This window comes from Pedobacter sp. SYSU D00535, assembly GCF_017355855.1.
Classification (GTDB): domain Bacteria; phylum Bacteroidota; class Bacteroidia; order Sphingobacteriales; family Sphingobacteriaceae; genus Desertivirga.
The window spans coordinates 347,702-373,538 of record NZ_JAFEWD010000002.1 but is presented as its reverse complement, the minus strand read 5'-3'; the positions used below and the strand labels follow the sequence as shown (position 1 = coordinate 373,538).

Here is a 25,837-nt window from a genome sequence, read left to right as displayed (position 1 = left end):
AAGTCATAATCTTCCCCAGTTAGGCTTGCAATCAAACATAAGCACTTGCTCCTTGTAAACTTTTTACATTATTAATTCTGATGAAAAACCGCTTTCTTCTTATTCTTATACTCGGTGCTCTTTCGGCTATCGGCCCATTTTCTATTGATATGTACTTGCCTGGGTTTCCTGCAATTGCAGAAGATCTTGATACCTCGGTAGCCCAGGTTTCGCTTTCATTAACTAGTTTTTTTATCGGAATATCTGCAGGTCAGCTCTTGTATGGTCCTTTATTAGACCGTTTTGGTAGGAAAAAACCTTTATACTTTGGTTTGGCGGCTTACGTGCTTACTTCCATTGGCTGCGCCCTTGTGGAAAGTGTGGAGGGACTTATTGCCCTTCGTTTTCTTCAGGCAGCAGGAGGATGCGCAGGGATGGTAGCTTCGAGAGCGATGGTTCGTGATCTGTTTCCAGTCTCTGAAAGCGCAAAAGTTTTCTCTACCCTCATGCTGGTAATTGGGGTTTCTCCCATCATTGCCCCTACTCTTGGTGGTTACGTAACAGCAACTTTCGGCTGGCATTCTGTGTTCGTCATCCTATTTATAATGGGCCTCGCCGTACTCGCGGGTGTCTTTTTCGTCCTCCCCGAAACCCAGAAGCCGGACACCAGTTTATCCCTGAAACCGCGCCCCATCCTCCGCAACTTTCTGGCAGTATTGAAAGAGCCTCAATTCCTTGTTTATACCCTTAGTGGTTCTGTGGCCGCAGCTGGGCTTTATGCTTATATCTCCGGCTCACCCTACGTTTTTATGGAGATTTTCCAGGTGACTGAACAGGAGTACGGCTGGATTTTTGCCGCCATTGCTGTTGGTATTATCGGCTCCAGCCAATTAAACACGGTTGCTTTAAAACACCTTAGCAGCCGAACTATCATTTTGCGAGCCCTCATTTGTCAGGTAAGTACAGGGCTTTTGCTTGTTAGCGGAGCCATGTTTGGATTCACCGGACTCTACAGCACCATTGCGCTTATCTTTCTCTTCCTTTGCTGCCAGGGATTTACTTTCCCGAACACCTCAGCACTGGCCATGGCTCCTTTTTCAAAAAACGCGGGCAGTGCCTCGGCACTGATGGGAAGTGTTCAAATGGCCGTGGGCGCCTTCACTTCCTTCTGCGTCAGCATTTTGACCAACCATACAGCAATTCCGATGACCGCCGTAATGGCAACCTGTTCGGTCAGTAGCCTGGGCATCCTGCTAATCGGCAGGAAATTTGTACACAAGCAATTGCATTAGGTTCAGGGGCAGGAATTCCTATTTTCACCACTTAAATCAGCTTATACATGATCGATTTTTCAAATATAAAACTTGTCGCAACCGACGTGGATGGCACGCTTGCCAATCCTCAGCACCAACTGAGCGGGGAGTTCTACTCGCTATTTCAGCAGCTACAGGAGCTCGGGATACTCTTCGTTGCTGCCAGCGGTCGGCAATACTTCAACCTGATCAAAACGTTTGAACGGGTAAAAGACGATGTGATCTTTGTGGCAGAGAACGGCGGCTATGTAGTGCAAAAGGATCAAGAGTTAATGGTGCAGCCCACTGATCCTGATTTAGTGAAGAGAATTCTTAAAGAGGCAGGCAGCCTCCCGGGCACTGAAGTAGTGTTGTGCGGAAAGAAACAGGCTTACATCGAAAACGATACTCCCCGTTTTTTGGAGCAGGTGAAGATGTATTACGATAAATACGAACTGGTAGAGAGCCTCGAGCACGTCAAGGATGACGACTTTTTGAAAATTGCGATCTGTGATTTTGAGGGAGCCGAGCGGAATAGTTTTCAGCATTTCAAACAGTACCGGGAATCAATGCAGGTAACCGTTTCCGGAAAGATCTGGCTGGATATCGCCGACAAGGCCACCAACAAAGGGCACGCTATTGAATACCTGCAGAGCAAGTTCAACATAGGCCCTGAAGAAACAATTGCCTTTGGCGACTATCAGAATGATATAGGCATGTTGGGACGGGCTGCCTTCAGCTATGCCGTAGAGAATGCGCATCCGGACGTAAAGGCGGCGGCGAAATACACCACAAAAAACAATAGCTCACTCGGGGTTGAAGAAATTTTAAAACAAGTGGTGGAAGCGCAAGCCCCGCAGCAGCAGTTGTAGCATTACGAAGACTACTCCCCTTTTACGTGATCGGCCAGCTTATAACTTTGGCCAGGCCGGTCATCCTTCTTGCACAGAAGAATCACTAACGAAATAATAGGGATCAGGAAAGAGATCCAGAACCAAAACCAGAAGCTACGTCCCATGCTTCTTGCAAGTAAACCAGCAAGAATTTGTGGAGAACAAATCAGTGCGATAATAAAAATAACTAAAACTACTTCCGGCATTGCGATAGTTGGGATTGCAAAAATAAAATTGCTGCAGCAAAGCAGAAAAAATTTGTTCGCGTTCTCTAAAACGAAACCCGGAGCGTATAAAAGGATATAAAATTTTAATTTTTAGGTGGGATACGTATATTTGCGACTCCCGATTTAATCAGGAACCAACAAATGATATTAGTTTTCACACATCACATGCATGCTCATCATCGCCATTGCGGCGATAGATAAATGTATGTTTCTACGTGAAACTGATTCCCCGAATATTTTTATTGGTCTGATTACTAAAATTTAAACATTGAAAACACTCAAAATAGCTATCCAGAAGTCGGGTAGGTTAAATGAAAAATCCGTAGAGCTTCTTAAAAATTGTGGTTTAAGCTTCGAAAATTATAAAAGCTCTTTGATATCTCCGGTATCCAATTTCCCCTTAGAGATTCTTTTTCTTCGCGACGATGATATTCCTGAATACGTTCAGGATGGCATTGCTGATCTGGGAATTGTAGGTGAAAACGTAATTTGCGAAACAGAAGTTGAAGTAGCCTACCTCCAACGCTTAGGCTTTGGAAAATGCACTTTAAAACTTGCTATCCCTAATAAAGGCGATATTCAAGCTCTTGCGGATCTTAACGGAAAAGCGATTGCAACCTCTTACCCGGTTATCCTCGGCAAGTTTCTTAAGGACAATAACGTGGAAGCCGAAATAAGAACTATTTCGGGTTCTGTAGAAATTTCTCCGGGCTTAGGTCTGGCGGACGCCATTTGCGACATCGTTTCAACGGGAGGCACCTTAAAAAGCAACGGCTTAAAGCCTTTCGGCGATGTACTATCCTCTGAAGCTGTTCTTATCGGACGCAAAGGAGAAGAGGAAGATCCGCTCATTCAGGAGCTTATTCAACGTATCCAATCCGTTCTGCGCGCAAAGGAAACGAAGTACGTGGTACTGAATGCCGAACGGAAGAACGTCGATGAGATCAAAACTTTACTACCCGGGATCAAAAGCCCTACTGTAGTTCCTTTGGCAGAAGAAGGTTGGGTTGCCATTCATACAGTTATTCCTGAAAAAGATTTCTGGAGCCGCATTAATCAGCTAAAAGCTGCCGGCGCTCAGGGAATTGTGGTGATGCCAATTGAAAAGATAATTCTTTAACGTCCTAAACTTCTTCTCTGAAAAGATCCGGGCTTAACCGAGATCTCAAGGGATTAACTACTGAAAAGATGCTTAAGATCTATCAATACAGGGAATTAAATCGGGAAGCAACACAGCAACTGGTTTCACGTAATGCCGATGAGAACAATACAATCGGCGAACGGGTGGAGTCAATTATTGCGGCTGTGAAGGCCGAAGGTGATCAGGCACTGATCCGCTTTGCGGAGACCTTTGATAAAGTGAGCCTGTCTAAACTTTACCTCAATCAGGCAGAAATAGCTACGATAGCAGCACAGATCGGCGACGAGCAACGTTTGGCGATTGACACTGCCTACAACAATATTCATAAATTCCATCAGTCGCAGCTAAAAAAGGAAGCCCAGGTAGAAACCATGCCGGGCGTTACCTGTTGGCGTGAATTTCGGCCCATTGAAAAAGTGGGACTTTATATTCCGGGGGGAACAGCTGTCCTTCCCAGCACGTTTTTAATGCTGGGTGTTCCTGCTAAGATTGCCGGATGTAAAGAAATAGTTGTGTGTTCACCTCCTCAGAAAGACGGATCAATTAACTGCTATATCGCCTACGTAGCAAAGCTGCTGCAGATAGACCGCGTTTATTTAGTTGGAGGAGCGCAAGCTGTAGCAGCAATGGCTTATGGAACGGAAAGTATGCCGAAAGTGGACAAAATCTTCGGACCGGGAAATCAATACGTGACCAAGGCAAAAACGATTGTTCAGTCGACTACCCCTACTGCTATTGACATGCCGGCAGGACCGTCAGAGGTGCTGGTGATCGCGGACGAGACTTCAAATCCCGTTTTTGTCGCTGCTGATTTGCTAGCTCAGGCAGAACATGGGGTGGATTCACAGGCGGTATTAGTGGCAACTTCCGAGGAAATCATTGCAAAAACAATCGCCGAACTCGAAAAGCAACTGGCCGTACTTCCAAGAAAGGAGATTGCTGCACAAGCCATTGATAATTCTTATGCTGTGGTGGCTGCTGACCTGGAAGAGGCGATGGCATTTAGCAACGAGTACGCCCCTGAGCACCTGATCCTCGCGACAGAAAGCTGGCAGAAGATTACCGGCTTGATCAGCAACGCAGGCTCGGTATTTCTGGGAAATCTTACTCCTGAAAGTGCCGGTGATTACGCTTCGGGCACCAATCATACCCTTCCAACCAGCGCTTACGCGAAATCCTATTCAGGTGTTTCTGTGGATTCCTTTGTAAAAAAGATCACTTTCCAGCATCTGACAGCTCAGGGGATAAACAATCTGGGCACAACGGTGGAAGTTCTCGCCGAACTGGAAGGATTGCAGGCGCACAAGAACGCCGTGACAGTACGGAAGTCTTTGGCCGGAAAGTAAGGAGATTTGAAGCAATGTCCATTTTAATGCTAAAACGATGAATTTTGATATTAACTCTATTTTAAGAGACAACATAAAAAACTTAGTTCCTTACTCATCCGCCCGTGATGAATTTAAAGGAGAAGCGTCCGTATTTCTAGATGCTAACGAGAACAGCTACGGCTCCCCGCTCGAAACCGCTTATAACCGTTATCCGGATCCCTTACAGTGGGAGGTTAAAAAACGTTTAAGTGAGATTAAAGGAGTTCCACCTCAAAACATTTTTTTGGGAAATGGTAGTGACGAAGCGATCGACATCCTCTTCAGAGCATTTTGCCGCCCGGGTGTCGACAATGTAATCACCGTTCCTCCTACTTACGGCATGTACGAAGTATCTGCCAACATTAATGATGTAGCGATCAAAAAAGTACCGCTGACTCCTGACTACCAGTTGAACCTGGAAGGCATCGCAGAAGCAATTGATGCGAATACCCGGATGATCTTTATTTGCTCGCCCAATAATCCAACAGGAAATTCAATCAACCGAGAAGATGTGGAAACAGTGCTGGCAAACTTCCCTGGATTAGTAGTGATCGACGAAGCATATATCAATTACTCACGTCAAAAGACGTTTATCCAGGAACTCACTGAATACAGCAATCTCGTCATCCTGCAAACGCTGTCAAAAGCATGGGGACTGGCAGCCTTGCGTGTGGGGATGGCCTTCGCAAGTGAAGAGATCATCGAAGTTTTCAATAAAGTAAAACCGCCGTACAACATCAATCAGGCCTCCCAGGAATTAGCCTTGGAAGCTTTGAAAAATATTGACCAGGTTAACGACTGGATTAAGGAAACAATCAGAGAACGGGAGAAGCTGGTTGGTAATCTTCACTCGCTGCCTTTCGTGTTAAAAATCTACCCCTCTGATGCCAACTTCATTCTGGTTAAAACTACTGATGCAAATGGCATTTATAACTTTTTGGTGGAGCGGGGGATTATTGTGAGAAACCGCACCAAGGTGGAGCTGTGCGAAGGCAGCTTGAGAATCACAGTAGGCACTCCTTCTGAAAACGAAATTTTAGTCAATACGCTCAAATCTTTTCAATCATAACATGAGTCTGGATAACCCAACAACTGAGGCAAATGAGACTGTAAAAGCACAGCCACGTAAAGTTTTATTCATCGATAGAGATGGTACACTTTGCCTGGAGCCCGAAGATTACCAGGTGGATTCATTCGCCAAGCTGAAGTTCTATCCACAAGCCTTCAAGTACCTTACGAAGATCGCCGAGGAACTTGACTTTGACCTGGTGATGGTGACAAATCAAGACGGACTCGGTACCAGCTCCCATCCGGAGGAAAACTTTTGGCCGGTGCATAACTTCATCATTGATGCTTTTGAAGCCGAAGGAGTTTTTTTTAAGGAAGTACTGATCGACAAGACTTTCCCTCATGAAAATGCTCCAACCCGCAAGCCGGGCACTGGTTTACTTACTCACTTTTTTGATAAAGACCGATTTGACTTAGAGCACTCATTTGTAATCGGCGATCGGATTACCGATGTGGCTCTTGCAAAAAACTTGGATTGCAAAGCGATTTGGCTGAAACAGGATGCTACCTTGGGCTTAGCGGAAATTACAGACAAAGATGCTACCCTTGCCGAGGTTATTGCCGTTGACACCACAAGCTGGAAGGATGTTTATGAGTTTCTGAAAGTGGGAAAACGGGAGGTGGAACACGTGCGCACTACCAAAGAAACCGACATTTTCATCAAGCTGAACCTGGATGGAAAAGGTGAAGCTAAAATAAGTACAGGTCTTCATTTCTTTGATCACATGCTGGATCAGATAGCACGTCATGGCAGCATCGACCTGGAGATAACTGCTAAAGGCGACCTTCATATTGATGAACATCATACCATTGAAGATACAGGAATTGCCTTAGGTGAAGCCATCGCGAAAGCACTTGGCGACAAAAGAGGTATCGAGCGCTACGGCTTTTGCCTGCCCATGGACGATTGCCTGGCACAGGTAGCAATTGATTTTGGAGGGAGAAACTGGATTGTTTGGGACGCGGAATTTAAACGCGAAAAGGTGGGAGAAATGCCGACCGAGATGTTCTTCCATTTCTTCAAATCATTCTCAGATGCGTCCCGAAGCAATTTGAATATTAAGGCCGAAGGTCAAAATGAGCATCATAAAATAGAGGCCATTTTCAAAGCTTTTGCTAAAGCAATAAAAATGGCAGCGAAGCGGGACGTGAACAATATGCAGCTTCCCAGCACAAAAGGACTGCTGTAAAAATTGCAGGACCTGTGACAAGGGAAATACCTTTTCCTATTCACCGGAGATTATCGGTATATTTGTAGCCCAAATTATGGTAGAAAATAAGAGTATCGATACCGGTTCTGCTTCAACCACTCCCAAACTTCTGGGAATAGTAAACTACGGAGCCGGCAACATTTTCTCTCTCACTGCAGCTCTCGACAGACAGGGCATCGCTTATGAGATGATCAATTCTCCGGAAGAGTTCGACAAATATGAGCGTTATATTATTCCCGGTGTAGGTCATGCAGGCGCTGCCATGCAAAAACTGGCAGAGAGCGGGATGGTTCCCAAGATTAAAGGAACGTCGAAGCCCGTTTTAGGCATTTGCGTAGGCATGCAATTAATGACCGAATTTTCTGAAGAAGGCAACGCTGAACTGCTTGGTATTGCTTCTGTCAAAACTTGTCATTTTTCCGAAAATTTAAAACTAAAAATACCTCATACTGGTTGGAACAAAGTTAACGCAGTGCCTGATAATGAATTATTTAAAGACATAAAACCAGGAACTTACTTTTACTACGTTCATTCCTATTTTATAGAATTTAATCCTACTTTTACAATCGCATCCACCGATTACGGCATTAAGTTCTCGGCTGCGCTGCAAAAAAATAATTTTTACGGAGTTCAGTTTCATCCCGAGAAGTCAGGGGAAGCTGGCGAGAAAATTTTAAAAAACTTTTCAGAACTATAGAAAGATATGTACATAATCCCTGCAATTGATATTCTGGACAAAAAGGTAGTGCGCTTACGTGAAGGCGACTACGATCAGGTTACATTTTACGATGTAACACTGGAGGAGATGATAGAGAAGTATCAGTCGAACGGTACAGAATACGTTCATATCATCGACCTGAACGGTGCTAAAGGTGACTTCAGCAACCAGGGTTACCTGTTTGATATCATCCGGAAAACGGAAATGAAGGTTCAATACGGTGGCGGTATCAGAAGTATTGAAAAGGTAAAAGAACTTTTAGACGCTGGTATTCACCGCGTGATCGTAGGAACACAAGCGGTTACTAACCCTGATTTTCTACCTGAGTTGAGCGAACAGCTTTGCGGCAAAGAGAAATTATCAGATCAAATTGTGGTGGCTATCGATGTTCTTGATGAGGTGATCAAATACTCCGGCTGGATGGAAAGCTCTCCTATTAAGCTGATGGATTACGTTGACCGTTGCCTTAACTTAGGATTCTTCCGCTTCCTTTGCACAGACATCAACAAAGATGGTAAACTAGGCGGTGCAGGAGTTGAGCTGTATCAAAAATTGCTTGACCACTCTCCTTTCATCAAATTAATTGCATCTGGTGGAGTGAGTTCGATGGAGGACATCCGCGCTTTACAGGAAATTAAAGTGGAAGCGTGTGTGGTAGGCAAAGCAATTTATGAAGGCCGCATCACCATCGAAGAAATCAAAGACTGGAACTTAAAATCGCTAATTTCATTTTAGGCCGTTTGAGCAATTCAAATACTTACGATTCTAAAAATCATCAAGGCACGGGACTCGCAAAACGCATTATCCCGTGCCTTGATGTTAAAGACGGTCGCACTGTTAAAGGAGTAAATTTTGTCGACCTCCGGGATGCTGGTGACCCGGTGGAGCTGGCCTGGCAATATTCCCAACAGGGAGCCGACGAGCTAGTATTTTTGGACATTACAGCTACCCACGAGCGCCGGAAGACTATGGTAGAACTGGTAAAGGCTGTAGCGAGGAATGTAAATATTCCCTTTACCATTGGTGGTGGCATCAACGAAATAGCTGATGCTGATATACTTCTCAATTCAGGTGCAGATAAAATTTCTATCAATTCTGCCGCAGTGAGAAACCCACAACTTATCAATGACCTCGCGATGGCTTTTGGAAAGCAATTTGTAGTAGTTGCAGTGGATACAAAGGCGGTAGGCGATAAAAATCTGGTACACCTAAATGGCGGACGGATAGCTACGGAATTCGAGACCGAATCATGGATTAAGGAAGCTGAAGATCGAGGTGCAGGAGAAATTTTGTTGACCTCGATGGATCATGACGGCACCAAGGGAGGTTTCGACAATCGCTTGCTTCGCAAGATTAATGACCAGATATCAATTCCCCTTATTGCTTCGGGTGGCGCTGGCAACGTGCAACATTTTATTGATGTATTTCATCAAACTAACGTAGATGCAGCTCTTGCTGCCTCTGTTTTCCATTACGGTGAGATTCTTATTCCTGCATTAAAAGAGGACCTGAGAACCCACAACATTGAAGTAAGACTTTAAATGAATATAGATTTTTCTAAATCAGGCGGACTCGTTCCTGTGGTGATTCAAGATGAGCAAACACTTGAAGTGCTTATGCTTGGGTACATGAACGAGGAGGCCTATCAAAAAACGGAGGAAGAAGGTCGGGTTACATTCTTCTCGAGGACAAAAAGTCGTCTTTGGACAAAGGGTGAAGAAAGTGGAAACTTTTTATGGGTGAAGAACATAAGCATCGACTGCGACAATGACACCCTATTGATTAAAGTGAATCCGGTTGGGCCTACATGTCATACTGGTTCAAGAAGCTGTTTCAAAACCGAATACAATCAGAACTTCATTTTCGAGCTGGCAAATATTATTAATGACCGCTACAAAAATCCTGTCGAAGGTTCTTATGTGAACAAACTTCACATGAAGGGTTTGAATAAAATTGCCCAGAAGGTAGGAGAAGAAGGTGTGGAAACGGTGATAGCCGCCCTAAATGAAACAGAAACCGATTTTATTAACGAAGCTTCCGACTTGGTTTTTCATTTGCTTGTTCTTTTGAAAGAGAAGAACATCAGTTTAGAGACGATCGCTAAGAATCTGGAACAAAGACATAAGTAATTGATAGAAGTAACACGCATAGCCTCGCTAACCGGACATCAGAATCCGGTTTATGCTCTAGAACTTTCTCAGAAGCCGGGCATTCTATTTACCGCTGGCAATGATAAAGGGGTAGTGGAATGGAGCCTCAGCAAAAACGAGTTTATCAAGGTGCTTATGCCTGTTTCTTCTTCTGTGTACTCCCTCCATGCTCCTGAATCTGCTCCCGTGCTTGTTGTTGGAATGCGGAGTGGACAAATAGCCATATTTGACTTTGAAGCGCAAAAGGTGGTGGCCAAACTTGATCATCATAAGTACCCTGTTTTCGGCCTTTGTTCCGTTTCCGGCAAAAGAGAGCTTCTCGCCTCTTCGGAAGACGGCTCTGTTTCTGTTATTAGTTTAACAGATTATTCGCTGCTTTACAGGTTCCACGTAGCCGACCAGACGGTTCGGGTGATTGCAGTTAGTCCGGATGAAAAACAAGTAGCATTTGGTTGCAAGGATAATATTATCAGGATCTATAGTCTTGACGACTACACGCTTCTTCGGGAGCTGAATGGCCACACTCACCCAATCACCTCTATTCAATATTCACCCGACGGTAAAAGCTTGCTTTCCGGTGGACGGGATGCAAAGCTTAATGTTTGGGACCTCTTGGATTACTCGTTAAAAGATACAGTTGTAGCGCATCTCTTCTCCATATACGATATTCGCTTTCACCCCCAATATCCTTATTTTGCTACTTGTAGTCAGGATAAAACTATAAAAATATGGGATGCAGAAAGCCTCAAACTTAGAAAGATTATCAGTAGAGAGAAGGGCTATCCCTCCCACTCTCATTCAATTAATAAGATTTGCTGGGATAAACAAACCGGAAATTTAATTTCTATCAGCGACGATAAAGACGTGAACGTCTGGAAAGTTGACTTCTCTTAACTACAGCCTAATAGGCCCTGTTGGTTCGATTTTCTTTAGAACCCCTTTGCGGGAAATAGTAGAAGTATTCCTGTACGTAGTAATTTACGTCAATGCCATTTGCTTCCAAATACTTTATACAATTTAAAAAGGATTGGACATTCATTGTGGGGAGTTGGTTAGTGGTGAAGCCCGAACGGACAAAGTCCAACTGACGCTCCACAGATTCGATACAATTGCCTACCCTTCTAGTCTTCTTATCTCCCTGTTCTTTAAGTTTCGAAATAGTCTCTTCAGGAGTTCTAAGAACTAAAGTGGTGTCGCTGGTACTAAGCCGCTGTAATCGACCGTATTGCGCAAAGGAAGCAACAGAAAGAAACAAGAAACCTACTAGTAAAAATACACTTTTCATATTTTAGTCTCTTTCACAAAAAACGAAAAAAAATTCAAATTCTTCAGCTCAAGAATCAAATTCTAAACATATCGTTTTATAATTCTCAACTTATGCGTGTGCTTGCGCAGATCCAGACTATAAATCCCTTGATCATCGATCGGATCAACTTTTACCCTACCTGAAGCATGAATGATCTTCTGGTCGTCCAACATTATACCCACGTGCGTGATCCTACCCTCCTCATTGTCAAAAAAAGCCAAATCCCCCGCCCGGGCTTCCTGCAGAAAACTCACCACTTCTCCCTGCTCTGCCTGCTGCCAGGCGTCTCTTTTAAGCTTCACCCCCAGCATCTTAAAAACTACTTGGGTGAACCCAGAACAGTCGATGCCAAAAAGTGATTTTCCTCCCCACAAATACGGTGCATGGAGAAAGAAATGGGCATATTCACAAACAAGACTCGAAAAATCGGTACCTGTCGCGAAAGCCGGAGATCCCAGAAGCTGGTACTGCTCGGCACCGAGGGAAAAGTAGTTATCATCCTGCAAAGTTGGTATAGAGCTGCCCGAAACGAGGTAAAGCGGCTCGCCTGTTCGAATCTTTGACGCGAGGTGGAAGGGCGCTGGCCCTAGTACCTTTGTACTTTCTAGAAGGGTCCCGTAGTCCTGCTTATTTAGGGGTAGATATTGCTTTCTGTCTATCCAACCGGAATACTCATCATAAATGGTGAGGATCCTCACCCACTTTTCGGATACCTCCACCACCTCAAAGCAGTCGCCGAATAATAGCTGACTCCGTATTTCACTTCTGTCGGATGCTTCTGCCCTTAAAGGAACAATCGACAAATGACAAATTCCGTATTCTTTATCCATCTTATAAATACAAAAGAAATAATTTTTTGCTTAGGCCTGGCTAACTTTAAAAACTTAACCAATACTTTCGGTGTTTTCAGTGTATGAAAAGTTTGAATGAACTTCATCGAATACTGATTGCCGTAGAAGACAGCCAGTACTCAGATCGGGCAGCGAGTTACGGATTTGACCTGGCCCGAAAACTTGGAGCAGAGGTAGCGCTGATTCATGTAAACGAAATACCTGTGGCTACCCCCTACCTTGCCGACCCCCTGGTAAATGAAGCTCCGGTAGTGATGCCTGAGATGATTACCGCCCAGGAGGACGCAAGCAAGCGACTTTTGGACCGTATTGCAGATGCTTATGGATCAGAGATGACAGTTTATACATTTAATAAAATGGGAAGCGTACGTGATGAAATATTAAGTACCGCTGAGGAATGGAATGCGGATCTGATCATTCTTGGAACGCATGGCCGCACTGGCTTCGATCATTTTATTTCAGGGTCTGTAGCAGAAAAGGTGGTGCAAAAGGCACGTTGTCCTGTACTTATCATCCCAAACAAAGACAGCGAGCATCACTAATAGGATAAGCTAGTCGCTTCATTGGATCCGGAAAAGGAAAATCCTAAACATTGCGTCTTGGTAAGCGTTTCCTAAGAAGCTTGCCTATGTTGAGTATGACTGAACTAAACCAGATACTGCTATTATTTGGCGCCCCAGAGATTCCTTTTGAATCCCTAACGCAAATTGAACAAGATTCTCCAGAACTTATCGTTTACTCCCTTCCTATAGTAGTTTTCTTTACGCTTCTGGAAATCTTCTGCTCCTGGTATTTAAAAAAAGACAACTATGAAATGAAAGAGACTTTGGGGTCGATGCTGATTGGGGCGGGTAACCTGGGGGTAAATTTGGCGATGAAAATTACTCTGCTCTATGGTGCGGTGTGGATCTACAATATCGTTCCATGGCGCATGGAGTTAAACTGGTGGACCTTTATCCCATGTTATATCCTCTATGACCTGTGTAGCTACTGGTCCCACAGAATATCTCATTTTCAGCGTTTCTTCTGGGCCTCACATGTTGTCCATCACTCTGGAGAGCACTACAACCTTACCGTTTCTTTCAGGCAAAGCTGGGTACAGCATTTCAAGATTATCTTTTTTCTGCCGCTTGCCTTTGCGGGCTTTCATCCTATTATTTTCTTTGTTGCCAACCAAATTGCGGTGCTTTACCAGTTTTGGGTGCATACAGAGTATATAGGCAAACTTCATCCAGCTATCGAATATATTTTTGCTACCCCTTCCCATCATCGGGTACATCACGGATCAAACGAAAAGTACCTGGATAAAAACTTCGCCGCCACTTTCATCTTTTGGGATCGGACGTTCGGGACGTTTCAGAAGGAGGAAGAGAAACCTGACTATGGGCTTACTACCCAGCTGGACAGTAAGCTAAACCCCTTATACCTCAATTTCCATGAGTACATGGATATACTGGAGGATGTAAAAAAAGCCAAGGGGCTAAGGAAAAAGTTGTACTACATTTTCGGTAGCCCCGCAAAGATTGCCAAAGAAAAAAAGGATAAATCACTGACCTCAAAGAAGTTGAAGACTCTCGATCCGCTTCAACACCGCCACAAAAGTCCTGTGAAGGAGCTGTAGTCTTGTTACATCTGTAATCCCTTCTTCTACCACCAATTCGAGATAAATTTGTGAGTCTCCCTTGTCGTCTGTATGGGAAACAATTCCAAAATGAAAATCTTTTAAATCCTGCAACACTTCCCTGACCTCGGCATCCTTAAATAAAAGCATCACTTCTGTTTCGTTGTTTGTTTTAACGACTAGTTTTTCATCAAAATCCGGATACCCGGTAGTAGCATCCTGCATCCCAAAAAATTTTCCGATCTCGTCGATGAAATCCTGATCATGAATTGCAAAACGAAAGTTGGTTTTATTCCTTATTTTCGAGCTCAGCGTGGTTAGCTCGTAGCCACTTTCAAAGCCTCCACCAAGATCAATATCTAAATCTAACAGAACACTTGCTTCGTCGTCTTGAATTATGGTTTGATATTGCAAGGGAGCATCTCGGGCGAAATCTTCTGAAATTTCCCTCCATATGTCATCACAGTTCCTGCTAAGAACTAATTCTTTTTCTCGCATGTTTTCAATAGTTAGTGTATCTAAAAAAACCTTCGCGAAACGACTTAGTTTTAACCAATTTGAGAAATTAAAGAAATGAAAAAAAGCAGCAAAAAAGCACTGACTAGCCTTTCCTGCTGCTTTTCTATGCAGTGATCTGCACCCTTTATTGAAGGGAAAATGATTTTATCTGTTGAAGGTGTTGCAGAAAGTCCTGACGATTACCGTTAATTTGAAAAGTTTCTCGGGCTCTGCTGCCGATAGAGCCTCCGATAGCCATACTCGCAAAGGATAAACCGGCGGTACCTACGGCGCTTACTGTTCTTTCCAGTGCGTCATCCGGCTCAATAAAATAGGTAGCGGTAGCCCCAATGGCCAAACCAGTAAGTAAACCAATCACTGCTCCTCTCGATGCAGCCTTTTTTGGGCGCAGTTTTAAAACAGCTATCTGAGATAAATCGATGAAATGAGTAGAGTCTCGTCTGTCAAGAATGTAAATTCCTTTTTCATCAGCAGACTGCAGCACACCTCTTTCTACCTTATTAGATGTGAGATATACCTTAGAAGTGTATTGCTTATTTTTTTTTTGGGCTGAAGCTACATTGACAGCGAAAATGACCATTAGTATGGTCGAAACTAGTTTTAATTTCATCCTTAGAAGTAAAAGGGCAAGGGGGGCAGTTCCCGCTAAACTCGCCTTAAAGATATTTAAAAATATACTCAACCAGAAATTTATTCTCCAGAGCCTAGCTCCACAATCCGGTCGAACTCTTCGCGCTTCAACTGCATTACAGAGAGTCTTCCTTGTCTTACCAAACCTACATCCGCCAGTTGAGAATCAGCCTTGATCTTCTCCAGCGTAACAGGATTTTTCAAAGCTTCAACAGGAGCGAGATCAACCACTACCCAATTCGAATCGTCCGTCGTAGGGTCCTGGTAAAATTCCTTTACCACCTTCGCAATCCCCACAACCGCCTTACCCTCATTACTATGATAAAAAAGAACGAGATCGTTCTCTTTCATAGCTTTCAGATTATTTCTAGCCTGAAAATTGCGCACTCCATCCCAAAAAGTTCTACCATCTTCGTTAAACTTCTCCCAGCTGTACTTAAAGGGCTCAGACTTGACCAACCAATAGTTCATTTTTTCTTTGTTTTTTTATACGATAAGAGGCCACGATGTGTGACACATCTTCCCTCGCTTTTTCGGCGGTAAAACTACTAAATCTGAAAGAATAGCGCATTTAAAATTCGGGGTGGTGTTAATATTGCATTCAGAGCTCCCGGAGCGAAACAAAAAATAGTGGGACGAGTTGGTTCAATACATCTATCTCTCTACCTATGAAAACCAATCCTTCAAAATCGAATCAGACACTCTGTCTTGTTTTATTTCTCGCTTTACCGGTCCTTACGCTTTGCTCCTGTGCAAAAACGGTTCGTTTTGCTACATCTACAGTGGTGCCTGCGGCCGACGGGCGAGTCAAAATCGAGAAAGACGACAACGACAATTACTCAGTAAATGTCAGCATTGAAAACCTTGCGCCGCCGAGCAAGTTGACACCCCCAAAGGACGTCTATGTGGTCTGGCTGGAAACCGAAACCGACGGCACTAAAAACATTGGTCGTCTTGTTAGTTCAAGTGGTTTCTTCTCTAATGCGTTAGAAGCCACCTTAACGACCGTCACTCCCTTTAAACCTACACGGATTTATGTTACCGCGGAAAAAAATGCTACTATACAAAACCCGGGATCGCAAGTGGTGATAACGACCCGCAGATTTTAGAATGGGGAACACACTGTTTTGATAACGGTTGTAGCCATTATTGGGAAACAAAAAAAGGAAGGCGTTAAGCCTTCCTTTACAATTCTAGTTTTCGGACGTTAATCCTTTTTATTATATCCCCAGATCTTCTTTTTATAGTCTTCGATATTTTCCTCGATCCGTTTGGCTTCTTTCTCCTGCTCTGCCTCATCCTGCGCATAATCAGCAATACGTTGACCGGATGTATTAGATTCGCGGATGATCCTGCTGGCGAATTTCCGTTGTAAAAAGACATCATCCATACTCATATCAAAGATATTACGGTCAGGGTCAGAGATATCTTTAGTTACGAAAACATTGCGGCATTCAGGGAAGTAGAGCCAGAAAGCGGGCGTCTCTCCCATCTGCACCTCTCCTGAAGTTACTTTCATAATAGGTGCTATGCCGATGATCCTCGTCTCCACTTTAGATCGCTGCTTGTCAAAAAAGATATCCTCTTTGATTCTGAATTTGGTGATCTTTTCGGGACTAAAATCGTTTGCCATCATTTTGGCGTCAATCTGATTACCATCTCCATCAAAAATAGGAACTAGTACACTGTCCGACATTTTCCGGAAAGCCTCGTCGCCTTTAAGCGGATGCTTGAAGCTATCATCAGAAGGATCATAAGCTGTAATTTTGCCAGCTTTAATTCCTTCAATAATCATCTCGATCAGTGTGTTCCCTGGGGTAGCTAATATTTGATTTTGAGGATCCGAAAGATCGATATCTCTCCATAAACGCTTGTAGAAACGAACATTGTTCGGGTTGATGTAGGGGTAATTGAATGGCGTTGCATTCCCGAGAACGGAGTAGTTATAAAAGCCGTCCACTGGTTTCATGGGTGTATTCGCGGTAGGAGCTGCCTGTACCGCTGTAGATGACGACATTGAAAGGTTAGTTTGGCTTGCTGCCACCACCGTGTCTGGTTTCAATTGAGCATTAGCTGTTAAACTCGCAACTACAGCTAGCGTAGTATAGATATATCTTTTCATTGTTTTTCTTCGGTTAGACGTAGGGTCAATTATTCCTTAGTTGATACTGATTTCATTCCTTTAGAAGAAGTGTTTGAGGTCGATCTTGTAGCTCTTCCTTCTGATGACGAGCTCCGTTTGCTTTTGCTTGCCGTCTTTCTGGTACGCACTTGCTCGCTCAGCAATTCGGGGGCCGGCATTACACACCGAAATCCGATGTAAGAGTGGGAAGCATCCTGGGCTTCGTAGTTTCTGGTATCGATATTCAATAATTCAGCATTGTCCTTCCAGGAACCGCCTCTTATCACTTTTCTTTTCATTACTACAGGGTCAGTATCAGCGGCATCATAAAGCAATACAGGGTTTAAGTCGTGTACGAACTCTACAGCAGAAGGGCTGAAAGCATCTAGTGTCCATTCTGAAACGTTGCCGGCCATATTGAACACGCCAAATGTATTGGGGCTGTAGGATTTCACCGGCAAGGTGAACGTAGAACCGTCTTGCGTGTAATTTCCCTCTCCCTGCTTGAAGTTAACCAGCAACTTCTCTCCTTTACGGTCTTTGTAACTAAGAGCCGGACTTCCTTCTGCTTCCTCCGGATGGCGAACACCGGAAGCAGCGTACTGCCACTGCGCTTCAGTAGGCAGGTTGAATGTAAGCTGATAGGCTTTTAAATAGGCGTTTCGCTGTAGCTGAGAAGCTGCAGCCTTCCCTCTCCAGTCGGCGAAAGCACGGGCTTGTTTCCAGGTAACACCAACTACGGGATGATTATCATAGCTGCGATGATCATAATAATTAGCGGCCATGAATCCCATCTGTGAGTTTGGAAAGTCTTTAACCCACACAGCGTTTTCCGGGATCACTTTCACAAATTCAGTAATCTGCTTGTTAGCATTTTCGCCGCCCGCTTGAAAATAAGACAACTGATATTTTAGAAGCTCGCTGTTCAATACTTTCTTTCCGTTTTCTGAGATGACAAGGGTCCCCATAATTTTTGAGGTGATTGCCTCGTCGTTACTTTGCCATAGTGGTGCTCCAAGTTTGTCGATTCGGCTCCAATCGATATATTTAGCTGTAGATGTAGAACTTTTACCCGGCTTCAGATAGTAACTATCGTCTTTCAGATAATCTGTAATTACAATAGAATCTGCTACCCAATTAACAAAATCCCGATACTGCTTATTGGTTACCTCGGTAGCGTCAATAAAAAAAGGACTCAAGCTAACCCTACGAGTAGCACCATCGTTGTCGGCAGAACTTTTGTAAAGGATTGTACCTGAAGGCACATAAACCATTCCGGGCGGCGGTAGCATCCCCTTGCCTTTAAAACCGTACACGGAAGGCGCCTCATACAGAGCCTTATTGGACTTGCAGGAAGAAAAAACAGAAGCGGCAACAATACATGCGGCCGTTAAAATAGTGTTGGTATTGATAATAGGTTTGGTATTTTTTTTCTCGCGAAATAAGGAGTAAAAATTAAGATGTCTCATAAGTGTGTAATTTGTTGTCACCTCCGTAAAACAAGAACAATGCCATTGCGCCTAGCAGGAAACAAAAACCGCTATTAAAGCGCCAAAACAACAGAAACACCTAGCATTTAAAAGACTACAGAACAAACAGTTAGTTAGAATTATACTAAAATCGCCTCCAACTTCCATAGGACCAACTAACCAGCGTTCAAAAAATCTACACTTTGAACTATATTATAAGCAATTAGTCCTTTCAATGAAAAAATGATCAAGAACAAAACCAAAAATTGAAAAATCTGTTAGCGAACTAATAGAAATTAGATTACCGTTTTGAACTTTTTACTCCATCTCCGCGACCTGCAATACAAATACGAAAATTCTCTGGTCTTTAAGCCTAAAGAGGACAAATACAGGGGAATGCCAAACAACGAGATCTTCAACAGATTCAACCGCTACGAAATGATCTTTTTCATCCATGCATTGCAAAAACAATGGGGACTGAAAAGCCGCGAAGAGTGTTTGAAGATAGAACGAATGATTTGGCTGGATATGCCTCCCCAAATTAAAACCCAAGTTGAAGTTGCCGACTGGCTGGTATTGAACTGGAACACGGTCGAGCTGTTGAAATCCGCCTAGGTTCTACAATTTACCTATGCGATCTGTCTCAAGCAGAAGAACAGACAAATCATTATACTTGTATCATTAAATTTAATCTACACTTACAACTTATACTTTATGCAAGAATTAGACCCTTCCGTTTTAGAACGAGTTAATAGCTGGCTTAACGGTAGCTATGATGAAGAAACCAAAAAAGAAATTCGAAGCTTGTTGGATTCAGGAGCCCACACTGAACTTACTGATTCTTTTTATAGAGACCTGGAATTTGGAACAGGCGGATTAAGAGGAATCATGGGGCCTGGTTCAAATAGGATTAATAAATATACAATCGGCGCGGCAACTCAAGGTCTGAGCAACTATCTTAAAAAAACGTATCCAAATGAACAGATCAAGGTTGCAATTGCCCACGATAGCAGAAACAACTCCGATCTTTTTGCCCGCATCACTGCGGAAGTATTCTCTGCCAACGGCATCTATGTTTACTTTTTCAAGGAGCTCCGTCCTACCCCTGAACTGTCTTTCGCCATCCGCGAATTAGGATGTAAGAGCGGCGTTATGTTAACTGCATCTCACAATCCAAAAGAATACAACGGATACAAGGCCTACGGGGCAGACGGTGGTCAGTTCGTATCTCCGGAAGACAAGAAAGTGATGGAGGAAGTGGCAAAAATCACGTCAGTTGACGAAGTAAGGTTTACCCCTGATGAGTCAAACATTGAGTTAATTGGAGAAGAGATCGATGGACTTTACCTGGATAAAATCGTGAAACTTTCTGTTTCTCCTGATGCTATCCAGCGTCAAAAAGACCTAAAAATAGTTTTCTCTCCCATCCATGGAACGGGCATAACATTGGTACCAAAAGCGCTGGAGCGATTCGGCTTTACCAACGTCACATTGGTAGAAGAGCAAATACAACCTGACGGAAACTTTCCTACTGTAGTGTATCCAAATCCGGAGGAAAAAGAAGCTTTGACACTGGCGCTAAAAAAAGGACAGGAAATTGATGCAGATCTGATCCTGGCGACCGACCCTGACGCTGACCGCGTAGGTATCGCAGTAAAAAACAACGAGGGCGAATTCGTCCTTCTGAACGGAAACCAGACCGGTAGCTTGCTTATAAACTACCTGCTGACAGCCTGGGAAGAGAAGGGTAAGCTTACCGGCAATGAATATATCGTTAAAACCATCGTAACTTCTTATATCATTGATGAAATTGCGAAGTCGAAAAATGTCGAATGCTACAACACCTTGACGGGCTTCAAGTATATCGGTGAGTTGATGACGCGGTTCGAAGGCCAGAAAACATTTATTGGCGGTGGCGAAGAAAGCTACGGGTACCTCATCGGCGAACTGGTGCGCGATAAAGATGCAGTGATTTCTGCCGCCTTTATTGCAGAGATGACGGCCTACTACAAAGACAAAGGCAGCAGCCTGTTCGAAGTGCTGTTGAACATGTATCAGCAGTACGGTTTTTACAAAGAAAAGCTGGTATCAGTGACTAAAAAAGGAAAAAGCGGAGCTGAAGAGATTAAGGCAATGATGGAAAGGTTCCGCAACAATCCACCCGTGTCTCTCGGAAATTCTAAAGTAGTGACGCTAAAAGATTATGAGCTGAGAAAGGAAACGGATATCACTTCCGGATCTGTCAAAGAGATCGAGCTTCCTAAATCAGATGTACTCCAGTTTATAACAGAGGATGGCAGCATCATCTCTGCCCGTCCATCTGGAACAGAGCCAAAAATTAAGTTCTATTGCAGCGTAAAAGGATCTTTAGCAAGCAGCGAAAATTATAAGCAAAGCGATAAAGAGCTGGATGAGAAGGTTACTGCGATCATGAGCGACCTGGCAGTATAGCAAAAAAACGAGTGGCGGATGAAAACCCGCCACTCGTTTTTCTATCACGACCTTTCCGGCATTCTATACATCTGCAACCCTAAAAGGCTTCACGTCTACCCTATCCCAAACCTTATGCAGGAGATATGGTTCTTGCTTTAACCATTCCTGCAGATCGTCTTCTGTTTCAAACTGCACAATTAAGGACGACCCACACATAGTCCCTGCCTCATTTAAAATTGCACCACCCACAATAAAGTTTCCCGTCGCTTTCAGTTTTCGCACCATATCAAAGTGTTTGGGACGGGCTTCCATTCGCCGGGCAAGTGCGTTTTCGTCGTAAAATCGTAAGCTATTATCAGATATTGATCCATATTATTTATATGCAGGATGTTCGATAAAAAACCAAAGGGCCAGCACCTCGGTTGAATAGAAATAATAACGAATTTATGGCAAAGAGTACATCGGACGCAAAAAAAACAGAAACTAAGCCGGCAGAGAAACCAAAGGACTTAAAGCCGATGCTTGCTACACTGGTGGATAAAGCGTTCGATGAAGAAGGGTGGATTTATGAGGTTAAATGGGATGGCTACCGTGCAATAGCCTATGTTGACAACGGAACAGTCGAATTGCGGTCACGAAATAACAACCCGTTCAACGAAAAATTCTATCCTATTTACCAGGCTTTTAAACAGTGGAAAGTAGATGCGATACTTGACGGGGAAATTGCAGTGATCAACGAAAAAGGGATTGCGGATTTCTCTGACTTGCAGGGATGGAGAAGCGAGGCTGACGGTGAACTGGTATTTTACGCTTTCGACCTTCTCTGGCTTGACGGAAAAAATTTGATGGACGAACCGTTATCCACCCGGAGAGAATTGCTGGAGCAACTTGTTCCGGCGGATGGAATTATTAAAGTAAGCAGAACTTTTAATGAAAAGGGGACCGACTTTTTTGCTGCCGCTGAGAAGATGGGACTGGAAGGGATTATCGCTAAAAAAGCAGACAGCAAGTACCACCCCGACCTCCGCTCGAAGGATTGGTTGAAAATAAAAACAGAACTGCATCAGGAGCTTATAATTGGAGGCTATACTAAAAATGAAAATACATCCAGAAAATTCAGCGCCTTACTGCTCGGGATCTTCGATGAGGGTGTATTCAAATTTGTATGTCCGGTGGGCACAGGCTTCTCCGCTAAACTGCAGTCCGAAATCCTGGAAAAATTAAAGCCGCTTATTTTGGAAGAATGTCCATTCAACGTCGTTCCCGACTATAACAAACCTTCGCGCTTTCGGCCCAATCCCCCGAAAGCATCAGTAACCTGGGTACAACCAGAGTTGGTAGTAGAAATTAGTTATCGGGAACTAACGAAAGACGGGGCGATCCGGCAACCGTCTTTCAGGGGCTTAAGAGAGGATAAAAATGCCCGCGAGGTAACAAGAGAGCGACCAGCAGGTACATCGAAACTGGTAGAGGATGCAGGCTCACTGCACGAAAAGCAGGTCATCTCCCGGCCGGGCAAAAAAGAAAGAAAGACCTTGCTGAACCCCGCAGAAGAGTCTCAGGTTAGGAATATCAATGGCTACGATGTGAAGTTCAGTAACCTGAGTAAGATTTTTTGGCCGGAAGAGGGAGTGAGCAAACGGGATATGCTCAACTATTATTATCAGGTCGCGCCGTATATCCTGCCATATCTGAAGGAAAGGCCCCAGACTATGAATCGTTTTCCCAACGGAATTCATGGTAAAAGTTTTTACCAGAAAGATGTAAAGGGTAAGGTACCCGAATGGCTCGCTACCTTTGAATACTACAGCGAAACGGACAAGCGACTAAAAGAATTCCCGGTAGCAAATGATGAAGCGAGTCTGCTATACCTCGTTTCCCTTGGCTGTATAGAGATCAATCCCTGGAGCAGCCGCTGTGCTTCACCTGACAACCCCGACTGGTGTATTATTGATCTTGATCCGGATAAAAATCCATTTGAGGAGGTAATTGCAACCGCTTGTATTACAAAAGACGTCCTCGACTCAGCGGGTATCACTTCCTTCTGCAAAACATCCGGTTCAACCGGTCTACATATCTATATCCCACTCGAAGCAAAATACACGTACGAAGATTCGAAGGAATTCGGCCGGGTAATTGCTAAGCTGGTCCACAGGGAACTGCCGGAGTTTACCAGCATCGAGCGTCTCACGCAGAAAAGGAAGGGCAAGTTATATATCGACTTTCTACAGAACCGCCCTCAGGCTACTGTTGCCGGTCCTTATTCCCTTCGTCCACGCAGCGGTGCTACAGTTTCCATGCCCCTTGACTGGGAGGAGATCAGGTCGGGGTTGACCATAAAAGATTATACGATATTTAACGCCCTCGACAAGATAAAGGAACAGGGAGATATTTTTAAAGGAGTCCTGGGAACAGGAATTGACCTGCCAAAAGCAAAAAGTGCGCTCGAAAAGCTGCTTTAAAATCAGAATCAATATTAAAACAATACCTACATATGGAATTTCAAAAATTAGAATCCGAAGAACAAGTTCATGCAATCAAAAATGCGAAGGGTAGCTCGATTATCTTCAAACACAATACCAGTTGTCCCATCAGTAAAATGACCCGGGAAAAGTTTGAAGAGGATGCGGGGCTAATTCCGGAGGGGACAGCTGTTTACTTCCTTGACTTACTCAGCTATCGTAATGTTTCAGACGCTGTAGCTCAAGAGTTTGGCGTTGAGCACGAGTCTCCACAGATGCTGGTAATTAAAGACGGAAATTGTACGTTGAATCAGTCACTTTACACCATTAATGCAGGAGCAGCTGCAGCAGCGCTAACGGCATAAACGAAAAATACTAACTCTATACCCAAAAAAAAGCCAGAAGTAAAGCTTCCAAGGAAAAAACCGCCGCAACTTCTTTGAAATCAAATTATTTTTGTTTCTTTATGCAACCGATTGCACTAAATTAAACAACATGGTAAAAGATTTAAAAACCGCAGCGACCGCTTTGCTTCTCGCTCCATTAGTCATTGCAGCCTGTAAGACTAAAACAACAACGAATCAGACCGCTAGCACCAGCATTCAAAAAGACAGCACACCTATCTCCAAGCCCCTGGTTAGTCACATTTATACTGCTGACCCATCGGCGCACGTTTTTGAAGGAAAAATTTACATTTACCCTTCCCACGACATTGAAGCGGGAGTACCGGAAAATGACAAGGGAGACCATTTCGCAATGCGCGATTACCACATCCTTTCGATGGATAGTATTGGCGGGGAAGTTACAGATCATGGTGTGGCACTAAGCGTTGACGATATCCCTTGGGCTGGAAGACAGTTGTGGGCACCTGACGCTGCCTATGCAAATGGTACTTATTACCTGTATTTTCCGTTAAAAGACAAAAACGATATCTTTAGAATTGGCGTGGCGACCAGCACCAAGCCGGCTGGTCCTTTTAAAGCAGAGCCGCAGCCGATAGAAGGAAGTTATAGTATTGATCCTGCAGTATTCAAGGATACGGATGGAAACCATTACATGTATTTAGGAGGCATTTGGGGTGGTCAGTTGCAACGCTGGGAAACCGGGACCTATAATGCAAACGCTCCGGAAGAACCAAGCGGAAACCGTCCGGCTTTAGGCCCTAGGATCGCAAGACTTAGCAAAGACATGAAGACCTTCGCAGAGCCTCTGAAAGAGATCAAAATCCTGGATAAGGAGGGCAAACCTCTTCTAGCTACGGATAAAAACAGACGCTTTTTTGAAGGACCCTGGGTTTATAAAAACAATAACAAATATTACCTAACCTATTCCACTGGAGATACGCATCAGCTGGTATATGCTACGGGCGACAATCCTTACGGACCCTTCACCTATCAGGGCGTCATCCTAACACCGGTTAAGGGCTGGACAACGCATCATTCCATTGTTGAGTTCAAAGGAAAATGGTACTTGTTCTATCACGACACAGAATTATCGGGAAAAACACATTTGAGAAATGTTAAGGTTACAGAGTTGAGTCACCGTCCTGATGGTTCCATTGTAACCATTGATCCTTACAAATAAAAACAGCATCACTTTAATCAGGCAGCCCGAAGAGAGCCAGGGGTACCCCTGATCCTTCGGGTTTTTTAATATCCATCAATTTTACCTCCTTCGTCTAAATCCACGAAGAAAGGCGAGCAGGAGAAAAATCAGGAAGAATGGCAGAAAGTAAAACTCCCATCCGCCGCCCCAGTTCCCACCAACTACTACACAACCCTGAAGAAAAAAAGATAGGAGAACCGACAGTATAATCGATTTAATTTTCATGAGGGATGTGTTGTTTCTCATAGTTTTAATGTCCACGTCAATAGTTCCAAATGCCTTTCTGTTGCGCTAATTTCGAAAGCTTCTGATGTTTCTTCTCCAATTCTGCCATGTCAAATTCCTCCTTCGGTTCATCAAGAAGAATGATATTGATCACCTGCTTCAAATTCCGGACGACCTTGCGAGTGCCTATACGTCCATAGAGAGAAAAAAGTAAGGGATCCCCCGGGACGGCTTTAATCGAGTAAACACCACTTGAATTTGTTTGGGCGCTTATCCTTGTACGACCGTTCAGGATAGTAACCCCTTCCAGAGGTTCCAAATCTTCATTCACAATTTTGCCGACTACCCGCTCGCCCTGTGATGGAAGATGGGCTGCAGAGAGAGTTAAAGCGATAAGAAACGTTAAAGTAGATTTTATGATCATAGGCAGCTGCTTAAATATCGTGACTAACGACCCCACCAAATCCGCTTACTCGTGTAATAACCAATTATCTCTAAATAAGTTCTAAACAAAATAGGCCGCTCACATAACTGTCCTGCACCAAATT

29 protein-coding genes are annotated in these 25,837 nt (G+C 43.9%); 19 read left to right on the top strand and 10 right to left on the bottom strand.

Annotated features, from left to right (window positions below):
• Positions 1–80 precede the first annotated feature (80 nt).
• The 11 genes from J4N23_RS06095 to J4N23_RS06045 all read left to right on the top strand — a co-directional run bounded on the left by J4N23_RS06095 (position 81) and on the right by J4N23_RS06045 (position 10,940).
• Positions 81–1,271, top strand: coding sequence for a multidrug effflux MFS transporter (locus J4N23_RS06095; RefSeq protein WP_207426137.1), 1,191 nt, complete (start codon positions 81–83; stop codon positions 1,269–1,271).
• Between the two features lie 47 nt (positions 1,272–1,318).
• A complete protein-coding gene (locus J4N23_RS06090) occupies positions 1,319–2,143 on the top strand; it encodes an HAD family hydrolase (protein WP_207426136.1) in 825 nt (274 codons plus the stop codon).
• A 516-nt stretch (positions 2,144–2,659) separates the two neighbouring features.
• On the top strand, positions 2,660–3,511 hold the full coding sequence (gene hisG / locus J4N23_RS06085; RefSeq protein ID WP_207426135.1) for an ATP phosphoribosyltransferase: 852 nt from the start codon (positions 2,660–2,662) through the stop codon (positions 3,509–3,511).
• 68 nt (positions 3,512–3,579) lie between these two features.
• A complete protein-coding gene (gene hisD, locus J4N23_RS06080; RefSeq protein ID WP_207426134.1) occupies positions 3,580–4,878 on the top strand; it encodes a histidinol dehydrogenase in 1,299 nt (432 codons plus the stop codon).
• A 37-nt stretch (positions 4,879–4,915) separates the two neighbouring features.
• A complete protein-coding gene (gene hisC / locus J4N23_RS06075; RefSeq protein WP_207426133.1) occupies positions 4,916–5,968 on the top strand; it encodes a histidinol-phosphate transaminase in 1,053 nt (350 codons plus the stop codon).
• A 1-nt stretch (position 5,969) separates the two neighbouring features.
• On the top strand, positions 5,970–7,157 hold the full coding sequence (hisB, locus tag J4N23_RS06070) for a bifunctional histidinol-phosphatase/imidazoleglycerol-phosphate dehydratase HisB (protein ID WP_207426132.1): 1,188 nt from the start codon (positions 5,970–5,972) through the stop codon (positions 7,155–7,157).
• 76 nt (positions 7,158–7,233) lie between these two features.
• Complete coding sequence (gene hisH, locus J4N23_RS06065; RefSeq protein WP_207426131.1) at positions 7,234–7,875, top strand: imidazole glycerol phosphate synthase subunit HisH; 642 nt, start codon at positions 7,234–7,236, stop codon at positions 7,873–7,875.
• A gap of 6 nt (positions 7,876–7,881) precedes the next feature.
• On the top strand, positions 7,882–8,631 hold the full coding sequence (gene hisA, locus J4N23_RS06060; protein ID WP_207426130.1) for a 1-(5-phosphoribosyl)-5-[(5-phosphoribosylamino)methylideneamino]imidazole-4-carboxamide isomerase: 750 nt from the start codon (positions 7,882–7,884) through the stop codon (positions 8,629–8,631).
• A gap of 5 nt (positions 8,632–8,636) precedes the next feature.
• Positions 8,637–9,437 carry an imidazole glycerol phosphate synthase subunit HisF gene (gene hisF / locus J4N23_RS06055; RefSeq protein WP_207426129.1) on the top strand — a complete coding sequence of 267 codons (801 nt, stop codon included), beginning with the start codon at positions 8,637–8,639 and terminating at the stop codon, positions 9,435–9,437.
• Positions 9,438–10,025, top strand: a complete 588-nt coding sequence (hisIE, locus tag J4N23_RS06050) for a bifunctional phosphoribosyl-AMP cyclohydrolase/phosphoribosyl-ATP diphosphatase HisIE (protein ID WP_207426128.1) — start codon at positions 9,438–9,440, stop codon at positions 10,023–10,025.
• Complete coding sequence (locus J4N23_RS06045; RefSeq protein ID WP_207426127.1) at positions 10,026–10,940, top strand: WD40 repeat domain-containing protein; 915 nt, start codon at positions 10,026–10,028, stop codon at positions 10,938–10,940.
• Positions 10,941–10,947: 7 nt separating this feature from the next.
• Here J4N23_RS06045 and J4N23_RS06040 read toward each other — a convergent pair whose 3' ends face one another.
• On the bottom strand, positions 10,948–11,331 hold the full coding sequence (locus J4N23_RS06040; RefSeq protein WP_207426126.1) for a hypothetical protein: 384 nt from the start codon (positions 11,329–11,331) through the stop codon (positions 10,948–10,950).
• A gap of 62 nt (positions 11,332–11,393) precedes the next feature.
• Positions 11,394–12,182, bottom strand: a complete 789-nt coding sequence (locus J4N23_RS06035) for a C40 family peptidase (protein WP_207426125.1) — start codon at positions 12,180–12,182, stop codon at positions 11,394–11,396.
• An 83-nt stretch (positions 12,183–12,265) separates the two neighbouring features.
• On the opposite strand from J4N23_RS06035, the gene J4N23_RS06030 reads away from it, so the two are divergent.
• Both J4N23_RS06030 and J4N23_RS06025 read left to right on the top strand, forming a co-directional pair.
• The gene (locus J4N23_RS06030; RefSeq protein ID WP_207426124.1) at positions 12,266–12,745 is read left to right on the top strand and encodes a universal stress protein; all 480 of its coding nucleotides are present in this window, start codon (positions 12,266–12,268) and stop codon (positions 12,743–12,745) included.
• A 95-nt stretch (positions 12,746–12,840) separates the two neighbouring features.
• Positions 12,841–13,824 carry a sterol desaturase family protein gene (locus J4N23_RS06025; RefSeq protein ID WP_207426123.1) on the top strand — a complete coding sequence of 328 codons (984 nt, stop codon included), beginning with the start codon at positions 12,841–12,843 and terminating at the stop codon, positions 13,822–13,824.
• Here the strand turns inward: J4N23_RS06025 and J4N23_RS06020 are convergent.
• The 3 genes from J4N23_RS06020 to J4N23_RS06010 form a co-directional block, all read right to left on the bottom strand.
• Positions 13,759–14,322, bottom strand: coding sequence for a hypothetical protein (locus J4N23_RS06020; RefSeq protein ID WP_207426122.1), 564 nt, complete (start codon positions 14,320–14,322; stop codon positions 13,759–13,761). The two genes, J4N23_RS06025 and J4N23_RS06020, sit on opposite strands and share 66 nt — an antisense overlap.
• 145 nt (positions 14,323–14,467) lie before the next feature.
• Positions 14,468–14,953 carry a hypothetical protein gene (locus J4N23_RS06015; protein WP_207426121.1) on the bottom strand — a complete coding sequence of 162 codons (486 nt, stop codon included), beginning with the start codon at positions 14,951–14,953 and terminating at the stop codon, positions 14,468–14,470.
• Positions 14,954–15,033: 80 nt separating this feature from the next.
• Positions 15,034–15,444, bottom strand: coding sequence for an EVE domain-containing protein (locus J4N23_RS06010; protein ID WP_207426120.1), 411 nt, complete (start codon positions 15,442–15,444; stop codon positions 15,034–15,036).
• Positions 15,445–15,641: 197 nt separating this feature from the next.
• Between J4N23_RS06010 and J4N23_RS06005 the strand changes: the two genes are divergently transcribed.
• Complete coding sequence (locus J4N23_RS06005) at positions 15,642–16,082, top strand: hypothetical protein (RefSeq protein WP_242689137.1); 441 nt, start codon at positions 15,642–15,644, stop codon at positions 16,080–16,082.
• A gap of 98 nt (positions 16,083–16,180) precedes the next feature.
• On the opposite strand, the gene gldN is transcribed toward J4N23_RS06005, so the two are convergent.
• Entirely contained in the window at positions 16,181–17,095 is a 915-nt protein-coding gene (gene gldN, locus J4N23_RS06000) for a gliding motility protein GldN (RefSeq protein WP_207426119.1), read from the bottom strand.
• Positions 17,096–17,124: 29 nt separating this feature from the next.
• Positions 17,125–18,564 (bottom strand): SUMF1/EgtB/PvdO family nonheme iron enzyme, encoded by a 1,440-nt coding sequence (locus J4N23_RS05995; protein ID WP_207426117.1) that lies wholly within the window; start codon positions 18,562–18,564, stop codon positions 17,125–17,127.
• Between the two features lie 309 nt (positions 18,565–18,873).
• On the opposite strand from J4N23_RS05995, the gene J4N23_RS05990 reads away from it, so the two are divergent.
• A complete protein-coding gene (locus tag J4N23_RS05990; RefSeq protein WP_207426115.1) occupies positions 18,874–19,179 on the top strand; it encodes a hypothetical protein in 306 nt (101 codons plus the stop codon).
• Positions 19,180–19,278: 99 nt separating this feature from the next.
• Complete coding sequence (locus tag J4N23_RS05985; protein WP_207426114.1) at positions 19,279–21,015, top strand: phospho-sugar mutase; 1,737 nt, start codon at positions 19,279–19,281, stop codon at positions 21,013–21,015.
• A gap of 63 nt (positions 21,016–21,078) precedes the next feature.
• Here the strand turns inward: J4N23_RS05985 and J4N23_RS05980 are convergent, their stop codons facing one another.
• A complete protein-coding gene (locus J4N23_RS05980) occupies positions 21,079–21,309 on the bottom strand; it encodes a YciI family protein (RefSeq protein ID WP_207426113.1) in 231 nt (76 codons plus the stop codon).
• 134 nt (positions 21,310–21,443) lie between these two features.
• Here J4N23_RS05980 and ligD point away from each other — a divergent pair, with 134 nt between their 5' ends.
• The 3 genes from ligD to J4N23_RS05965 all read left to right on the top strand — a co-directional run bounded on the left by ligD (position 21,444) and on the right by J4N23_RS05965 (position 25,043).
• Entirely contained in the window at positions 21,444–23,459 is a 2,016-nt protein-coding gene (gene ligD, locus J4N23_RS05975) for a DNA ligase D (RefSeq protein WP_207426111.1), read from the top strand.
• A gap of 32 nt (positions 23,460–23,491) precedes the next feature.
• Positions 23,492–23,824: a bacillithiol system redox-active protein YtxJ gene (gene ytxJ / locus J4N23_RS05970; RefSeq protein WP_207426109.1), complete on the top strand. Its 333-nt coding sequence runs from the start codon at positions 23,492–23,494 to the stop codon at positions 23,822–23,824.
• A 130-nt stretch (positions 23,825–23,954) separates the two neighbouring features.
• Positions 23,955–25,043, top strand: a complete 1,089-nt coding sequence (locus tag J4N23_RS05965) for a glycoside hydrolase family 43 protein (RefSeq protein WP_207426107.1) — start codon at positions 23,955–23,957, stop codon at positions 25,041–25,043.
• A gap of 81 nt (positions 25,044–25,124) precedes the next feature.
• Here J4N23_RS05965 and J4N23_RS05960 read toward each other — a convergent pair whose 3' ends face one another.
• Together J4N23_RS05960 and J4N23_RS05955 are read right to left on the bottom strand one after the other, a co-directional pair.
• Positions 25,125–25,310 (bottom strand): hypothetical protein, encoded by a 186-nt coding sequence (locus J4N23_RS05960; protein WP_207426105.1) that lies wholly within the window; start codon positions 25,308–25,310, stop codon positions 25,125–25,127.
• Between the two features lie 16 nt (positions 25,311–25,326).
• Entirely contained in the window at positions 25,327–25,713 is a 387-nt protein-coding gene (locus tag J4N23_RS05955) for a hypothetical protein (RefSeq protein WP_207426104.1), read from the bottom strand.
• Positions 25,714–25,837 lie beyond the last annotated feature (124 nt).

Bases quoted from the DNA above. Each gene is read 5' to 3' on its own strand.
- J4N23_RS06095 (WP_207426137.1), top strand. From the start codon at position 81: ATGAAAAACCGCTTTCTTCTTATTCTTATACTCGGTGCTCTTTCGGCT.
- J4N23_RS06090 (WP_207426136.1), top strand. From the start codon at position 1,319: ATGATCGATTTTTCAAATATAAAACTTGTCGCAACCGACGTGGATGGC.
- hisD (WP_207426134.1), top strand. From the start codon at position 3,580: ATGCTTAAGATCTATCAATACAGGGAATTAAATCGGGAAGCAACACAG.
- hisC (WP_207426133.1), top strand. From the start codon at position 4,916: ATGAATTTTGATATTAACTCTATTTTAAGAGACAACATAAAAAACTTA.
- hisB (WP_207426132.1), top strand. From the start codon at position 5,970: ATGAGTCTGGATAACCCAACAACTGAGGCAAATGAGACTGTAAAAGCA.
- hisH (WP_207426131.1), top strand. From the start codon at position 7,234: ATGGTAGAAAATAAGAGTATCGATACCGGTTCTGCTTCAACCACTCCC.
- hisA (WP_207426130.1), top strand. From the start codon at position 7,882: ATGTACATAATCCCTGCAATTGATATTCTGGACAAAAAGGTAGTGCGC.
- hisIE (WP_207426128.1), top strand. From the start codon at position 9,438: ATGAATATAGATTTTTCTAAATCAGGCGGACTCGTTCCTGTGGTGATT.
- J4N23_RS06040 (WP_207426126.1), bottom strand. From the start codon at position 11,331: ATGAAAAGTGTATTTTTACTAGTAGGTTTCTTGTTTCTTTCTGTTGCT.
- J4N23_RS06035 (WP_207426125.1), bottom strand. From the start codon at position 12,182: ATGGATAAAGAATACGGAATTTGTCATTTGTCGATTGTTCCTTTAAGG.
- J4N23_RS06030 (WP_207426124.1), top strand. From the start codon at position 12,266: ATGAAAAGTTTGAATGAACTTCATCGAATACTGATTGCCGTAGAAGAC.
- J4N23_RS06025 (WP_207426123.1), top strand. From the start codon at position 12,841: ATGACTGAACTAAACCAGATACTGCTATTATTTGGCGCCCCAGAGATT.
- J4N23_RS06020 (WP_207426122.1), bottom strand. From the start codon at position 14,322: ATGCGAGAAAAAGAATTAGTTCTTAGCAGGAACTGTGATGACATATGG.
- J4N23_RS06015 (WP_207426121.1), bottom strand. From the start codon at position 14,953: ATGAAATTAAAACTAGTTTCGACCATACTAATGGTCATTTTCGCTGTC.
- J4N23_RS06010 (WP_207426120.1), bottom strand. From the start codon at position 15,444: ATGAACTATTGGTTGGTCAAGTCTGAGCCCTTTAAGTACAGCTGGGAG.
- J4N23_RS06005 (WP_242689137.1), top strand. From the start codon at position 15,642: ATGAAAACCAATCCTTCAAAATCGAATCAGACACTCTGTCTTGTTTTA.
- gldN (WP_207426119.1), bottom strand. From the start codon at position 17,095: ATGAAAAGATATATCTATACTACGCTAGCTGTAGTTGCGAGTTTAACA.
- J4N23_RS05995 (WP_207426117.1), bottom strand. From the start codon at position 18,564: ATGAGACATCTTAATTTTTACTCCTTATTTCGCGAGAAAAAAAATACC.
- J4N23_RS05985 (WP_207426114.1), top strand. From the start codon at position 19,279: ATGCAAGAATTAGACCCTTCCGTTTTAGAACGAGTTAATAGCTGGCTT.
- J4N23_RS05980 (WP_207426113.1), bottom strand. From the start codon at position 21,309: ATGGAAGCCCGTCCCAAACACTTTGATATGGTGCGAAAACTGAAAGCG.
- ligD (WP_207426111.1), top strand. From the start codon at position 21,444: ATGGCAAAGAGTACATCGGACGCAAAAAAAACAGAAACTAAGCCGGCA.
- ytxJ (WP_207426109.1), top strand. From the start codon at position 23,492: ATGGAATTTCAAAAATTAGAATCCGAAGAACAAGTTCATGCAATCAAA.
- J4N23_RS05965 (WP_207426107.1), top strand. From the start codon at position 23,955: ATGGTAAAAGATTTAAAAACCGCAGCGACCGCTTTGCTTCTCGCTCCA.
- J4N23_RS05960 (WP_207426105.1), bottom strand. From the start codon at position 25,310: ATGAGAAACAACACATCCCTCATGAAAATTAAATCGATTATACTGTCG.
- J4N23_RS05955 (WP_207426104.1), bottom strand. From the start codon at position 25,713: ATGATCATAAAATCTACTTTAACGTTTCTTATCGCTTTAACTCTCTCT.